A 13,750-nucleotide genomic window follows, 5' to 3' on the forward strand; every position below is an offset into this window, starting at 1 on the left:
AACGGATCGGTGCTATTTGCTGGTAAACGCTTAACTTTTTTATGCGCCTCCCGCAACACTGGCGACCGGATATTAATCGCAGCACAACACCCGAACCGAAGGGGAAAGCCCACATGTGGTCGCCTTGCAACAACCTTCTTCGACAAGAAGTGACTTTTTGCCAGCGCAGAACCCAGCCCCCCCCAACAAAGACCCGAAGCAACAGCACAGCGTGAGCTCGTCCCAGATGCCAGACACACCACGAACCCCGTCCTGCCGGAGCCCTAGGGCCGTGCCGACGCCGCCCGAAACTCCGCAAGCAGTGCCTGCAGCGAGCGCCGCACGGACTCATCGCCCCGACTTTGAGGATCGCATGCCGCCGACATCAACCAGGGCATCACTTGATGCGCCGCGACCCTGTCGTCGAGCCTCGCTATTCTCAATACGCTGAAGGCGGTGGGCAGGCTGGTGTCGCTGTCGGCCAGCAACTCTTCATACAGCTTCTCCCCTGGCCGCAAGCCGCTGAACTCGATCGCTATCTCATCGAGGCCATGCCCCGAGAGCCGGATCATGTCGCGCGCCAGATCGACGATGCGCACCGGCTCCCCCATATCCAGCACATAGACCTGCCCGGTCTCGCCGATGGCGGCCGCCTGAACCACCAGCCGCGCGGCCTCGGGAATGGTCATGAAATAGCGCGTGATCTCCGGATGGGTCACCGTGACAGGCCCGCCCCTGGCGATCTGCTCCTTGAACTTCGGGATCACGCTTCCACTGGAACCCAGCACATTACCGAAGCGCACCGCCATGAACCTGGTCGCGTGGCCCTGCGCTGCCATATGGCTGATCACCAGTTCGGCCGCGCGCTTGGTGGCGCCCATCACATTGGTCGGGTTGACCGCCTTGTCGGTGCTGATCAGCACGAAGCGCTCGGCGCCATGCTCGGCGGCAGCTTGCGCCGCATGATAGGTGCCCAGCGTGTTGTTGCGCAGCGCGGCCCAGGCATTCTCCTCCTCCATCAAGGGCACATGCTTGTACGCCGCGGCGTGGAAGACGATCTGCGGTTTGTGTTTGGCGAAAACGTGCCGCATGTGTTCGAGATCCTTGACGTCGCCGATCAGACGCACCAGCGGGATGCAAGGAAACTTCTCGTTCAGCTCCTGCTCGATCGTGTAGAGCGCGAACTCGCTCAGCTCGTAGAGCACGATCCCGGCCGGGCCGTAGCGAGCCACCTGGCGGCACAATTCGCTGCCGATCGAGCCGCCGGCACCGGTGACCAGCACCGTCTTGCCGCACAGGCATTCGCCGATGCCGCCTTCGTCGAGCTCGACCGGCTCGCGGCCGAGCAGATCCTCGGGCTCGATATCACGCACCTGCTCGACATGGCGGCCGGCCAGCAATTCCTGGCTGCTCGGCACGGTCAGCACCGGCAGGCCGGCCTGGCCGGCCAGATCGAGTGCACGGCGGCGCTGGGCCGTCGTCGCCGACGGCATCGCGACAACGAGATGAGTGATGCCGTGCAGTTCGGCAAAGCGTTGGGCCTCGGCCAGTGCGCCCAGCACAGGCACGCCGGCGACGCGAGCACCCCGTTTCTCATTCGCATCGTCCAGGAAACCGACGACCACCCAGCCCTGGCTGTGCTGAATGCCCGCCACCAGCAAGCGCCCCGCATCCCCCGCCCCCATCACCAACGCCCGCCGCTGCTCATGCGCGCTGCCGCTGATGCGGCTGCGCATGTGCTCGTAAAGCATGCGGTAGCCCATGCGCATCATCGCCAGGCCCATCAGCGTGAAGATCGGGTGCAGGGCCAGCACCGCGCGCGGCACGGCGGTCAACTGCGCCATCAGCACGAGGGTCGCGCCGACCAGGCCGGCGATCGCGCAGGCGGCGGCCAGGCGCTTCACCTCGCCGAAGCCGGAGAAGCGCCACATGCCCTTGGGCACGTGCAGCAGCTGCAGCACCAGCGCATAGAGCGCGACGAAGCCCAGCATCACCCAGTGGTCGTAATCGGGCCGGGCCGAGAACCAGCGCTCGAAGCCGAGGCGGAACAGATAGGTGGCCTGCCAGGTCAGCACCACCATCAGCGCGTCCAGCGCCAGGGCCAGGCGCTCGCGCTGCGGGCGGATGCGGGTCAGGAAGGCATCGAGGGACAGCCAGTTCATGTTCTCTTCAATCTTCATTCGCTGCTGCGCTGGCCCAAGACGCCCAGCGTCGCGACGATCAGCCGCAGATCGGTCCACAGCCCGGCCTCGCGCACATAGCCGGCCGCCAGCCGCAGCTTGGCCGGCATCACGACTTCCACGTATTCGCGCTCGGGATCGGCGGCCGCGGCCAGCAGCTCGCTCTCGTTGCGGAACTGCAGCGAGGCCGGATCGGTGATGCCGGGCCGCACGGAGAGCACCAGCTCGCGCAGCTCCGCTGGATACATCGCCACATAGCGCGGCACCTCGGGCCGCGGCCCGACCAGGCTCATCGCGCCGCGCAGCACATCCCACAGCTGCGGCAGCTCGTCGAGCTTGGCTGAGCGCAGGAAGGCACCGGCGCGCGTGATGCGCGCATCGGCGCCGACGGTGATCTGCGGCCCCAGCGCCGGCGCGTCCATGCGCATCGTGCGGAACTTGTGGATCAGAAACGGCCGGCCGAAACGGCCGACGCGCTGCTGACGGAACAGCACCGGGCCCGGCGAGTCGAGATTGACCCACAGCGCCACGGCCAGCAGCAGCGGGCTCAAGAGCAGCAGGCCCAGGCCGGCGCAGACGATGTCGAACAGGCGCTTGGCCATCGAGTCCCCTTCAGCCCAGCGCCTGGCGCACGGCCGCGATCACGCGCGCGACATCGGCATCGCTCATCGCCGTGTAGAGCGGAATGCTCACCGTGGTCTCGTAGACCTTTTGCGAATGCGGAAAGCGCTCGGCCTTCAGCCCGTAGCGCTCGCGCCAGTACGGATGCTGGTGCAGCGGCACATAGTGGACGCTGCAGCCTATGCCCTGGGCATACATGCGCTCGATGAACTCGTCGCGGGTGATGCCGGCGTCATCGGCCAGCCGCAGCACATAAAGATGCCAGGAATGCACATCGCCGTCCGGCGCGCAGGGCGGCAGGATCAGCGGCAGCCCGGCGAAGGCCTCGTGATAGGCCCGGGCTATCTGCTCGCGCCGGGCCTGGAAGGCCGGCAGGCGCTTCAGCTGGTGCAGGCCCAGGGCGGCGGCGATGTCGGTCAGGTTGTACTTGAAGCCCGGCGCGACGATCTCGTAGTACCAGCTGGGCTTCTTGGCGGTGAAGCGGTCGAAGGCGTCGCGGTTGATGCCGTGCAGCCGCATCACGCGCGCGCGCTGGGCCAGCTCGGCATCGCGCGTCACCAGCATGCCACCCTCGCCGGTGGTCATCGTCTTGTTGGCATAGAAGCTGAACACGGTGGCATTGCTGCCCAGCGTGCCGATCAGCTCCTTCTCCAGCGTCGTCGGCAGCGCATGGGCCGCGTCCTCGACCACCTTGAGCCCATGCTTGCGCGCAATGTCGAGGATGGCCAGCATGTCGGCCGCCAGGCCGGCGTAGTGGACCGGGATGATGGCCTTGGTGCGCGGCGTGATCGCCGCCTCGATCTCGTCGATCTTGATATTGAGCGTGTTCGGGTCGACGTCGACCAGCACGACATCGGCGCCCAGATAGCGCGCCACCTCGGCCGTCGCCGTGAAGGTGTGCGTCGTCGTGATCACCTCGTCGCCCGGGCCGATACCCAGTGCCTCCAGCGCCAGATGCAGGCCGGCCGTCGCCGAGTTGACGGCGATGCATTCGATCTGCCCGTCACCATATTGGTTGAGGAACTCCGCAAAGGCCTGCTCGAAGCGCTTGGCCTTGGGCCCGGTCGTGACCCAGCCGCTGCGCAAGGTGTCGACGACCTCGGCAATCTCCTCCTCGCCGATTTCGGGCAGGGCGAAGGGCAAAAAGGGCAGTTCGGCGCTCATGCTTTCTCGATGCAGGCCAGCACATGGGTGCGCAGCCAGGGAATGGTGTTGAACAAGGTATAGGCGGCCGGATGCGCGCGGCAGACCCAGCGCGCCAGCGGCGGCGCCAGGGTCACACGTTGCCAGCGCAGCCGTCCCTCAGGAAAGAGCTGGCGCAGCCGCGCCAGCGGCACGCCGCGCACATCGCGGTTGCGTGGATTGTCGACGATGAAGTCGTACCAGAGCACCGCCCCGCCCGGCTTCAGCCAGCGCCACATGGCCGCGGCCAGGTGCTGCTGCACCGCGTCGTCGAGAATGGAGGAGAACACGGTCGACTGCAGCACCAGGTCCTGGCTGGCCGGCTCCACCTCGGCCTGGGTCGCGTCGCCCAGGGTCAGGGCCAGGCTCTCGGGCAGCAGCGCGCGTGCTGCGCAAAGGCGCTCGGGCAGCAGTTCGATGCCGCGCAGATGCTCGGGCGCCAGGCCCAGGCGCAGCATCTCCAGCAGATTGCCACCGGCGCCGCAGCCGACCTCGGTCAGCCGCCAGTCCGCCGGCCGGCCCGGGCGCTGGGCCAGCAGCCGCAGCAAGGCGCGCTGGCGCTCCTGCAGCATCTGCCAGACCTCGGGCCGCAGCAGGCTGTAGCGCTCGGCCTCCACCGTCTCCGCCCGGCGCGCATAGCGCTCGGCGATCGCCCGCAGTTCCTGTTGCTGATGTTCGCTCATGCTCGTCTGGCTTCAGCGCAGCGCGTCGATGAAGCGCTGGGCCAGCACCGGATAGGTATGGTTCGCCAGCACGAAGCGGCGGCCGCGCTCGCCCATCGCGGCGCGCTCCTCGGCGCTCAGCGCGGCCAGGCGCCGCACGCCCTCGGCCACGGCCGCCGCATCCTCCGGCGCCACGGTCAGGCCGGCGCCGGCCTCGGCGACCGGGTCGTTGCCGGCCTCCACCGAATGCAGCACCGCGCGGCCGGCCATCATGTAGTCCATCAGCTTGTTCGGCGCGATGCCGAAGCGGTAGATGGGCGTGCGCTGCCAGCCGATATAGGCGATGTCGAAGCGTTCCAGCAGGGCCGGGATCTCCAGCTTGGGGATCGCTGCGAACATGGTGACGTTGTCGATGCCCTCGGCCCGCACGCGCTCGGCCAGCCGCTGCTTCTCGTGCCCGCCGCCCACCATCACGATGGCCACCGGCGCGTCCTTCAAGCGCTTGGCCGCATCGAGCAGCACGTCCAGCGCATTCGGCAGCCCATGCGAGCCCGCATAGCCGATCACCACCCGGCCGGCCGCGCGCTGCGCCGCGATATGGGCGGCGATCTGCGGATCCAGGGCCTGGCCATGGCCGTCCCACTCGTCCAGCGCGATGCCGTTCGGCACGATGTGCAGCTTGGAAAGATCCAGGCCATGGGCGGCCATATGGCCCTGCACCTTGGGCAGCATCGAGACGACGACATCGGCATCGCGATAGGCATCGTTCTCGGCCTTCTGGCACAGCAGCGCGAACGGATGCCGCGGCGACATGCCGGACAGCTCGATCGGCGACAAGGGCCAGAGGTCGTGCACCTCGTAGACGAGCTTGGCCTTCGCCTTGCGCGCGACGCGGCGCGCCACCCAGATGTCCATCGGATAGGTGCTGGACGCGATCACCACGTCGGGCTGGAAGGCGCTGGCCAGCGCATCGGCATCGTTCCAGACCTGGCGGCAGAAGGACCAGATATTGCGCACGCGGCCCAGGCCGTTGCCCTCATAGGCCGGCGTCGGATACCAGTAGTAGCTGATGCCGTCTATGGTCTCGCCCAGCTTGTCCGGCTGCGTCGTGCGCACATGCGAATGGGAGGCGGCCAGCACCAGCACCTGGTGGCCCAGGCGCAGCCATTCGCGCGCCAGGTAGTAGGGCCGGTATTCCATGCCATGCTGCGGCGAGCCGGCATAGTGGTTGATCAACAGGATCTTCATTCAGGACAGTTCTTGCAAGCGCTTCAGGAAACGCGCGACCGCCGGCGCGAACAGGCCGTGTTCGGCGACCCAGGCGCGGTTGACGGCGCCGGCGCGCTCGGCATTGATCTCGTTCAGCAGGCGCGGCAGTTGCTGCGGCTCGGCAAGAATCAGGCCCTGCCCCGCCTGCGGGCCGATCAGCTCGCGATTGGCCGGCAGCTCGGACAAGATGGGCACGCATTCGTGCGCCATGGCCTCCAGCACCGAGACCGCCACCGAATCGCTCTCGGGCAGGCTCAGATACCAGCGCGCCCTGGCATAGTGGCCGGCCTGCGTCGCGGCCGGCAGGCGGCCGACGAACTCGACCCGGGCGTCCAGGCCCAGCGACTTCACCTGATTGTGCAGCGCGCCACGCAAGGAGCCCTCGTTGGCGACGACCAGGCGCGCCTCGGGCCGCTGCGCCGCCACCGCGGCAAAGGCCTCGATGACGCGCTCCGGCCGGTAGATGGGCTCCAGCCCGCGGTTGGCGAAGAACAGCCAGGGCTGCTTCTTCGCGCCCTGCTTGGGCAGCGCCTCGAGACCGAAGGGAAAGGTCATCACCTCGCGCGCGCCGAGCTCGACCATGCGCTCGCTCATATGGCGCGAATCGGAGCTCGTGATCGCGCAGGCGGCCAGCACCTGGCGGGTCAGCCAGCGGTAGGCCCAGCCCTGCTCGGGCGTGACGAGGATGTCGCTGCCCCAGGCCGAGCCGGCGATCTTGGCCTTCAGTCGCCAGCCCTTCTTGGCCGCCCAGGCCAGCGTGCCATGCGAGGTCAGGTAATGGGCGTGCAGCCAGTCGGCCTGGACCTCGGCCAGCCAGCGGCCGAGCTTGGGCAGCTGACCCAGCACGGCCAGATTGCCGCCCCCATGCGAGGGCGCCGTGTTCAAGGCCAGGCGCTGCTGCTCGGGCACCAGAAAGTTGAACTCCGGCGCGAAGCCGCGTGTCGACGCCGCCCACAGATCGACCTGGGGCGCCAGCGCGCGCGCCCATTTCAAGAGATGCGGGCTCTCGCCATCGCCGATCAGCACCAGCCTCATTCGAACAATTCCCTGTAGTGCGCGGCCAGCTCCGGGTACTGCTTCAGCAGTTGGGCATCGCGCTCGCGCAAATCGCCGATCTGCACGGCCGGCTGGCCGGCCATGATGGCGAAATCGGGCACCGCGCCGCGCACCTGCGCATAGGCGCAGATCACGGCGGCCCTGCCGATCACCGCGCCGGCCTCGATCAGGCTGTGCGGACCGATGAAGCTGTAGGCGCCGATCGCGATCGGCGCCTTCACATAGCCCGGCACCGGCCCACGGTGCGAGGCATAGGCACGGCCGAGCAGGCGAATCGAGCGATGCGAGCTGTGCGTGACGATGCTGACGAAGTTGGTGATCTGCACGCCCTCGCCGATGGTCAGCCCGGCCGTCGCGTCGATGAAATTGAACTGGCCGATGAAGACATGGTCGGCCAGTTGCAGACCCGCCTCGCCCTCGATGCAGGTGCTCGGTGCGATGCGTGTATGCGGCAGACCGCGCTCGCCAAAGACGATGCGGAAGAACAGCGCGTGCCAGCAGCGCCGGCGCAAACGGTTAAGCCAGCTTCGCATCGGAGTGAGTCCAGTTGGCCAGAGACCAGAAAAAGAAACCGAAATACGCCGCCATCATCAGCGAAACGCCCCAAGCCGCGCCGATCAGGCCGCCGAAATACAGGCCGGCGGCCAGACCGGCGATGAACATCACTTGCCCGACCAGGGCCAGCCGCAGTGCCCAGCCCTGCGCGCGCCAGGCCAGGGTGACGACCGACAGCGGCGAGGCGATGAAGTGCAGTGCGATATAGGGCGCCAGCGCGCGTGCCAGCTCGCCGGCATCGTGCCAGCGCTCGCCGAACACCGTGGCGAACAGCTCGGGGCCCCACAGCAGCAGCACCAGCATCAGCGGCAGCGCCAGCGCCATCAGCACGGCGATCGCCTGACGCACCAGGCGCAGCGCCTCGCCGGCGTCGCCGGCCTGGACCAGGCGCGGATACAGGGTCTGCGACAGCGCACCGCCGATCAGCCCGGCCGGCGCCTTCAGATAGCGCAGCGCCAGCGCCCAGTAGCCGGCCGCCGCATCGCCGCTCCAGGCGGCGATCAGCAGGATGGCCAGGCTGTCCTGCAGCGCGCCGGCAAAGGCATGCGGCGTGTTCAAGAGCGGGAAGTCGCGATGGCGCGCCGCAATCTCGCGCAGCCGGCCCAGCGGCGCCCGCCACAGCAGCGCCCAGCCCCCCTGGGGCGCCGGCCGCGCCAGCAGCAGGGCCGTCGCCAGGCCGGCGACGATGGGGCCCAGCAGCAGCCCCAGCGTGCCCAGCGCCGCCAGGCCGAACAGCAGCTGCAGCAGCGCACCGCCGCCGTATTGCAACACCCGCGCGGTCGCCAGCAGCTGGAAGCGCTGCGCGCGACTGGCCCAGAGATTCAGCCACTGCGTCGTGCCACCGGCCAGCACGGCCAGCGGCAACAGCCAGGCCAGCTTCAGCTCCTGCGCCCAGGCCAGCACGAGGCCGACCAGGCCTGCCAGCGCCAGCACCAGCAGCAGCACGCGGGCGCACAAGGCCATCAAGAGGCCGGCCTGCTCCTCGTCGCCCTCCAGCGGCAGCGCGAACTCGTAGCGGGCGCAGCCGACCACGGCAAGATTGGCCGCGACGGTCCAGATAAAGGAGAACTGACCGAACTCGGTCGGCGAATAAAGCCGGGTCAGCCAGGGCCCCAGCAGCAGCGGCAGCGCCTGGGCCAGCGCGCCGCCGGCCAGCAGGGTCAGCGTCGAGCGCAGCAGGCCACTGTGCATATCCTTAGGCGAGCGCGCTGCGCAGCGCGGCCACGACGGCGTCCTGCTGCGCTTCGCTCAGGTCCGCGCTCATCGGCAGGCTGATCACCCGCTCGGCCGCGGCCTCCGCATGCGGCAGGCTCAGCTCGGGCCTGGCGTAGGCCGGCTGGCGGTGCAGCGGCTTCGGGTAATGGATCGCCGTCGGCACGCCGGCCGCGGTCAGCGCCTGCTGCACGGCGGCGCGGTTCTCGACCATCACGGTGAACTGCGCCCAGACGCAGTCGCGGTCCTGGCGCACGGTGAGAAGCTGCAGCGGCAGCTCGGCCAGCAGGCGCTGGTAGCGCGCCCCGATCGCCAGCCGGCGCTCGATCTCCCAGTCGAAGCGCTCCAACTTGCCGAGCACGACCGCGCATTGCAAGGTGTCCATGCGGCCGCCGACGCCGACCCGCGTGTGCGTGTAGCGCTGGCTCTGGCCATGCACGCGGATCTCGCGCGCGGCCTGGGCCAAGGCGTCATCGTCGGTGAACAGCGCGCCGCCATCGCCATAGCAGCCCAGCGGCTTGCTGGGAAAGAAGCTGGTCGCGCCCCAGGTCGAGAGGCCGCAGCTCTTCCTGCCTTGATAGCTGGCGCCGAAGCTCTGCGCCGCGTCCTCGATCACCGGGATATGGCCGTGCCGCGCCGCGACCGCATTGATCTCGGCCATATCGCAGACCTGGCCGTAGAGGCTCACCGGCATGATGGCCCGGGTTTTCGGCGTGATCAGCGCCTCGATCTTCGAGGCGTCGATATTGCAGGTATTGGGCTCGATGTCCGCATAGACCGGCACGCCGCCCAGCAGGGCGATCACCTCGACCGTGGCGGCAAAGGTGAAGGGCGTCGTGATCACCTCGTCGCCGGGCTTCAGGCCCAGCGTCATCAGCGCGATCAGCAGCGCCTCGGTGCCGCTGGCCACCGTCACGCAATGCCTGACCCCGACGTAGGCGGCGAGGTTCTCCTCGAGCTCCTTGACCTCGGGCCCCATGATGTACTGGCCATGGTCGAGCACTCGCTGGATGCGCGCGTCGATGCTGGTCTTCAGCGCCGCGTACTGGGCCTTCAGGTCGATGAAAGGCAGAGAAGAAGAACTCACCGGTTTGCTTCCTTCACGAGCAGGCATTGCTCGCCATCGAGACGGTATTGATCGCCGCTGTGCGGGCAAAGCGCCAGGCCGGCGGCATCGAATTGCAGCTTCTCGCCATGCCGGCTCATCCAGCCGATGCGCCGCGCCGGCACGCCGACCATCAGCGCGTGAGACGCGACGTCCTTCTGCACCACGGCGCCCGCGCCGACAAAGGCGTATTCGCCGATGGTCGTGCCGCAGACGATGGTGCAGTTGGCGCCCAGGGTCGCGCCCTTCTTCACCAGGGTGCGGCGGTACTCGTTCTTGCGCACGACCGCCGCGCGCGGGTTGTAGACATTGGTGAACACCATCGACGGGCCGCAGAAGACCTCGTCCTCCAGGGTCACCGCGTCGTAGACCGAGACGTTGTTCTGCACCTTGCAGCCGTCGCCGATCACGACCTCGTTGCCGACATAGACGCCCTGCCCCAGCGAGCAGCGCGCGCCGATGCGGGCGCCGGGGCTCACATGGGCGAAATGCCAGACCTTGGTCCCCTCGCCCAGCTGCGCGCCCTCGTCGACGATGGCGCTCTCGTGTTTCCAGTAGCTCATTGTTTTCAGAACACCAAGGGCAGGCCGACGCGCTGGCCGTCGCGTGCGCTGCGGTAGGCCGCGATCAGGATCTCCAGCGAGCGCAGGCCCTCGTAGCCGTCGACGGCCGCGTCGGCCTCGCCGCGCAGGGTCTTGATGACGTTGTCGTAGTACAGCGGGTGGCCGAAGCCGTAGACGCTGCCGGTGTCGTAGCTGGCTGCCTTGACCGCTTCGTCGTCCGCATGCGGCTCGGCGAATTGCCAGTGCTCGATCTTGTTGACGGCCGTGCCGCCGATCTTGACCGTGCCCTTCTCCCCGATGATGGTGATCGAACCTTCCAGGTTCTGCGGCCAGGTCAGCATCGTCACATTGATCGAGGCCAGGCCACCATGGCGCAGGCGCACGCTCATCACGCCGGTGTCCTCGGCCTCGATATCGCGGGCCAGGGTCGCCGTGTAGGCATGGACGCTGTCGACCGGGCCGACCAGCCAGTCCAGCAGATCGACGTAATGGCTGGCCTGGTTCATGAAGGCGCCGCCGTCCAGATCCCAGCGGCCGCGCCAGGGCGCCGCGTCGTAATAGCTCTGCGGCCGGGTCCAGAACACATTGACGGTGCTCATATAGATGCGGCCGAAGCGGCCCTGTTCGATCGCGCGCTTGACCAGTTGCACCGTCGAATTCAGGCGGTTCTGCTTGACGACGAAGAGCTTGACTTGCGCCTCGCGGCAGGCCTTGACCATGGCCATGCCCTCCTCGAACTTGGTCGCCATCGGCTTTTCGCTCAGCACATGGCGTCCGGCCGCCGCGATCCGGCAAGCCTGCTGCGAATGCAGGCCGCTGGGCGTGGCCAGCACGACGATGTCGGCATCCGAGCCGGCCAGCAGCGCGTCCAGCGAGGCGAAACCGGCCGCGCCGGTGGCCGCGACCGCGGCGGCCAGCGCGTCGGGCTTGTTGTCGCAGACGGCCACCAGTTCGGCCCGCCCGCCATGCTTGGCCAGCGCCTCGATATGGTTCTTGGCGATGCGGCCGCAGCCGACCAGGGCGAATCGTATCGGGCGGTCGACGATGGGCAGAAGCGGGGTCATGGAGGCCGAGATCAGAGGGAAGCGTGAGATTCTACGAGCCGCCCGTAGCAGGCTGCTTGGGCGTTCCATCCGGATGTCCACGCAGGGGGAAAAGTACGGATCTTCCAGGCGGAGCGAGTGGAAAGCGCAAGGAGCCAACTAAAATCGCTGCAAATTCAATGAGTTGATGATGACCCAAGCCCACCAGCCCCAGGCTCCCGCAGCCCAAGACGAAAACCAGCTGATCACCGAGCGCCGCGAGAAGCTCGCCGCCATCCGCGCCAAGACTTCGGTCCCCTTCCCCAACGACTTCAAGCCGCAGCATCGCGCGCTGCCCCTGGCGCAGCGCTATGGCGATCTGCCCAATGAGGAACTGGAGCCGCAGGCGGTGGCCGTCAGCGTGGCCGGCCGGCTGATGCTCAAGCGCATCATGGGCAAGGCCTCCTTCGGCACCCTGCAGGACGCCACCGGCCGCATCCAGCTCTTCGTCACCAAGGACGGCATCGGCGAAGAGGCCTATGCCGACTTCAAGCACCTGGACATGGGCGATATCGTCGGCGCCGAGGGCACGCTGTTCCGCACCAAGACCGGCGAGCTGTCGGTGCGCGTGACGACCTTGCGCCTCTTGACCAAGAGCCTGCGCCCGCTGCCCGACAAGTTCCACGGCATGGCCGACCAGGAGCAGAAGTACCGCCAGCGCTATGTGGACTTGATCACCGACGAGGCCGCGCGCGCCCGCTTCGTCGCCCGCTCGAAGGCCGTCGCCTCGATCCGCAGCCATATGGTCGAGCATGGCTTCCTCGAGGTCGAGACGCCGATGCTGCACCCGATTCCCGGCGGCGCCAATGCCAAGCCCTTCGTCACCCACCACAACGCGCTCGATCAGGAGATGTTCCTGCGCATCGCGCCCGAGCTCTACCTGAAGCGACTGGTCGTGGGCGGCTTCGAGCGCGTGTTCGAGATCAACCGCAACTTCCGCAACGAAGGCATCTCGGTTCGGCACAACCCCGAATTCACGATGATGGAGTTCTATGCGGCCTACTGGAACCACCACGACGTGATGGACTTCACCGAGGAGGTGCTGCGCCACGCCGCCCGCGCCGCCACCGGCAGTGCCGCCATCAGCTACGCGGGCAAGCCGGTGGACCTGGACAAGCCCTTCGCCCGCCTGTCGGTGCGCCAGTCGCTGATCGTCCATGCCGGCCTCAGCGAGGCCGAGGCCGATGACGCCGATGTGCTGCGCGCGCGCATCAAGGCCAAGGGCGAAGAGGTGCATGCCCACTGGGGCCTGGCCGAGCTGCAATTCGGCCTGTTCGAGGCCGAGGTCGAGGAAAAGCTCTGGCACCCGACCTTCATCATCGACTACCCGGTCGAGGTCTCGCCGCTGGCCCGCGCCTCGGACGCGAACCCGAAGATCACCGAGCGCTTCGAGCTCTTCATGACCGGCCGCGAATACGCGAACGGCTTCTCCGAGCTGAACGACGCCGAGGACCAGGCCGCCCGCTTCCTGGCCCAGGTCGAGAACAAGGACGCCGGCGACGAGGAGGCGATGTTCTACGACGCCGACTTCATCCGCGCGCTCGAGTACGGCATGCCCCCGACCGGCGGCTGCGGCATCGGCATCGACCGGCTGATGATGCTGATCACCGATTCGCCCTCGATCCGCGACGTGGTGCTGTTCCCGGCGCTGCGGCGCGAAGGCTGATCGCCGGCAAGCAAAAGAAAAGCGGCCCCATCGGGCCGCTTTCTCTTTGGGGCTCGTTCGCTCGCTTACTTGCCGGCCACGATGGGGTCGCCGCTCAGGCGCGCGTTCGTCAGCACCGCGCCGCTGCTCGGGCCGCCCTGCTGCTGCAGCGCCAACAGCTCGCCGCTGGCACGGGCGCGCTGCAGCTCACCGACGACCTCGCTGCGGCTCTTGCCGGCAGCGGCGGGCGCCGTCTTGGCGGCCGGTGCCTTGGCCGTGGCGGCGGCGGCCGGCTTGGCGGCGGCGCTCGGGAAGCCGAAGCCCTGCTCGGTGATGGCGGTCGCCTCACCGCTTTCACGTGCCTGCTGCAGTTCGGCGATGACCTGGGCGCGGGTCTTGGCGGAGCCATTGTCCTGGGCCATTGCGGCGCCGCCGAACAGCAGGGCGGCGGAGATCAGGGAAACAGCGGTCAGCGACTTCTTCATGGTGGATCCTTTGCTTCAGGCCTTGCCTGGGGTTGGGTTGCTGGATTCGGTCGACTGCTTGACCTTGTCCATGGGCTCAACTGTAGGCAGCGAAACTAGGTAGAAACACCAGGAAAAATTGAAGTGACCGTTTGGAAAACGCGAACAATCGCGC

General features: G+C 67.8%; 13 protein-coding genes. 1 reads left to right on the forward strand and 12 read right to left on the reverse strand.

All coding sequences use genetic code 11. From position 1 onward, the window contains the following. Positions 1–263: 263 nt before the first annotated feature. Genes QWJ38_RS11850 through QWJ38_RS11900 form a run of 11 tightly spaced genes read right to left on the reverse strand, consistent with a single transcriptional unit; the run spans position 264 to position 11,448 of the window. Positions 264–2,141, reverse strand: coding sequence for a polysaccharide biosynthesis protein (locus QWJ38_RS11850; RefSeq protein ID WP_290359292.1), 1,878 nt, complete (start codon positions 2,139–2,141; stop codon positions 264–266). Positions 2,142–2,155: 14 nt separating this feature from the next. Next, on the reverse strand, positions 2,156–2,761 hold the full coding sequence (locus QWJ38_RS11855; protein WP_290359293.1) for a sugar transferase: 606 nt from the start codon (positions 2,759–2,761) through the stop codon (positions 2,156–2,158). 10 nt (positions 2,762–2,771) lie between these two features. Continuing rightward, the gene (locus tag QWJ38_RS11860) at positions 2,772–3,944 is read right to left on the reverse strand and encodes a DegT/DnrJ/EryC1/StrS family aminotransferase (protein WP_290359294.1); all 1,173 of its coding nucleotides are present in this window, start codon (positions 3,942–3,944) and stop codon (positions 2,772–2,774) included. After that, positions 3,941–4,645 (reverse strand): class I SAM-dependent methyltransferase, encoded by a 705-nt coding sequence (locus QWJ38_RS11865; RefSeq protein ID WP_290359295.1) that lies wholly within the window; start codon positions 4,643–4,645, stop codon positions 3,941–3,943. Before QWJ38_RS11865 ends, QWJ38_RS11860 begins: the two co-directional genes overlap by 4 nt. A 12-nt stretch (positions 4,646–4,657) precedes the next feature. Next, positions 4,658–5,872, reverse strand: coding sequence for a glycosyltransferase family 4 protein (locus QWJ38_RS11870; protein WP_290359296.1), 1,215 nt, complete (start codon positions 5,870–5,872; stop codon positions 4,658–4,660). Further along, a complete protein-coding gene (locus QWJ38_RS11875) occupies positions 5,873–6,928 on the reverse strand; it encodes a glycosyltransferase (protein ID WP_290359297.1) in 1,056 nt (351 codons plus the stop codon). Beyond that, entirely contained in the window at positions 6,925–7,482 is a 558-nt protein-coding gene (locus tag QWJ38_RS11880; RefSeq protein WP_290359298.1) for an acyltransferase, read from the reverse strand. Before QWJ38_RS11880 ends, QWJ38_RS11875 begins: the two co-directional genes overlap by 4 nt. Next, positions 7,466–8,695, reverse strand: a complete 1,230-nt coding sequence (locus QWJ38_RS11885; RefSeq protein WP_290359299.1) for a lipopolysaccharide biosynthesis protein — start codon at positions 8,693–8,695, stop codon at positions 7,466–7,468. The genes QWJ38_RS11880 and QWJ38_RS11885 overlap by 17 nt, the downstream gene beginning before the upstream one ends. A gap of 4 nt (positions 8,696–8,699) precedes the next feature. Continuing rightward, entirely contained in the window at positions 8,700–9,788 is a 1,089-nt protein-coding gene (locus QWJ38_RS11890; RefSeq protein ID WP_290359790.1) for a DegT/DnrJ/EryC1/StrS family aminotransferase, read from the reverse strand. 11 nt (positions 9,789–9,799) lie between these two features. Further along, entirely contained in the window at positions 9,800–10,384 is a 585-nt protein-coding gene (locus tag QWJ38_RS11895; RefSeq protein WP_290359300.1) for an N-acetyltransferase, read from the reverse strand. A gap of 5 nt (positions 10,385–10,389) precedes the next feature. After that, positions 10,390–11,448: a Gfo/Idh/MocA family protein gene (locus QWJ38_RS11900; protein ID WP_290359301.1), complete on the reverse strand. Its 1,059-nt coding sequence runs from the start codon at positions 11,446–11,448 to the stop codon at positions 10,390–10,392. A 166-nt stretch (positions 11,449–11,614) separates the two neighbouring features. Between QWJ38_RS11900 and lysS the strand changes: the two genes are divergently transcribed. Then, positions 11,615–13,132, forward strand: a complete 1,518-nt coding sequence (gene lysS, locus QWJ38_RS11905; RefSeq protein WP_290359302.1) for a lysine--tRNA ligase — start codon at positions 11,615–11,617, stop codon at positions 13,130–13,132. Positions 13,133–13,197: 65 nt separating this feature from the next. On the opposite strand, the gene QWJ38_RS11910 is transcribed toward lysS, so the two are convergent. After that, positions 13,198–13,596, reverse strand: coding sequence for a DUF4148 domain-containing protein (locus QWJ38_RS11910; RefSeq protein WP_290359303.1), 399 nt, complete (start codon positions 13,594–13,596; stop codon positions 13,198–13,200). Between the last annotated feature and the right edge of the window lie 154 nt (positions 13,597–13,750).

Origin of the sequence: Roseateles violae (genome assembly GCF_030410485.1) — a bacterium.
GTDB lineage: Bacteria > Pseudomonadota > Gammaproteobacteria > Burkholderiales > Burkholderiaceae_C > Roseateles_D > Roseateles_D violae.

What these genes read in the sequence shown, in the direction of transcription:
- QWJ38_RS11865 (WP_290359295.1), bottom strand. Translation starts at nt 4,645, where the DNA reads ATGAGCGAACATCAGCAACAGGAACTGCGGGCGATCGCCGAGCGCTAT.
- QWJ38_RS11870 (WP_290359296.1), bottom strand. Translation starts at nt 5,872, where the DNA reads ATGAAGATCCTGTTGATCAACCACTATGCCGGCTCGCCGCAGCATGGC.
- QWJ38_RS11860 (WP_290359294.1), bottom strand. Translation starts at nt 3,944, where the DNA reads ATGAGCGCCGAACTGCCCTTTTTGCCCTTCGCCCTGCCCGAAATCGGC.
- QWJ38_RS11900 (WP_290359301.1), bottom strand. Translation starts at nt 11,448, where the DNA reads ATGACCCCGCTTCTGCCCATCGTCGACCGCCCGATACGATTCGCCCTG.
- lysS (WP_290359302.1), top strand. Translation starts at nt 11,615, where the DNA reads ATGATGACCCAAGCCCACCAGCCCCAGGCTCCCGCAGCCCAAGACGAA.
- QWJ38_RS11880 (WP_290359298.1), bottom strand. Translation starts at nt 7,482, where the DNA reads ATGCGAAGCTGGCTTAACCGTTTGCGCCGGCGCTGCTGGCACGCGCTG.
- QWJ38_RS11885 (WP_290359299.1), bottom strand. Translation starts at nt 8,695, where the DNA reads ATGCACAGTGGCCTGCTGCGCTCGACGCTGACCCTGCTGGCCGGCGGC.
- QWJ38_RS11895 (WP_290359300.1), bottom strand. Translation starts at nt 10,384, where the DNA reads ATGAGCTACTGGAAACACGAGAGCGCCATCGTCGACGAGGGCGCGCAG.
- QWJ38_RS11875 (WP_290359297.1), bottom strand. Translation starts at nt 6,928, where the DNA reads ATGAGGCTGGTGCTGATCGGCGATGGCGAGAGCCCGCATCTCTTGAAA.
- QWJ38_RS11855 (WP_290359293.1), bottom strand. Translation starts at nt 2,761, where the DNA reads ATGGCCAAGCGCCTGTTCGACATCGTCTGCGCCGGCCTGGGCCTGCTG.
- QWJ38_RS11850 (WP_290359292.1), bottom strand. Translation starts at nt 2,141, where the DNA reads ATGAACTGGCTGTCCCTCGATGCCTTCCTGACCCGCATCCGCCCGCAG.
- QWJ38_RS11910 (WP_290359303.1), bottom strand. Translation starts at nt 13,596, where the DNA reads ATGAAGAAGTCGCTGACCGCTGTTTCCCTGATCTCCGCCGCCCTGCTG.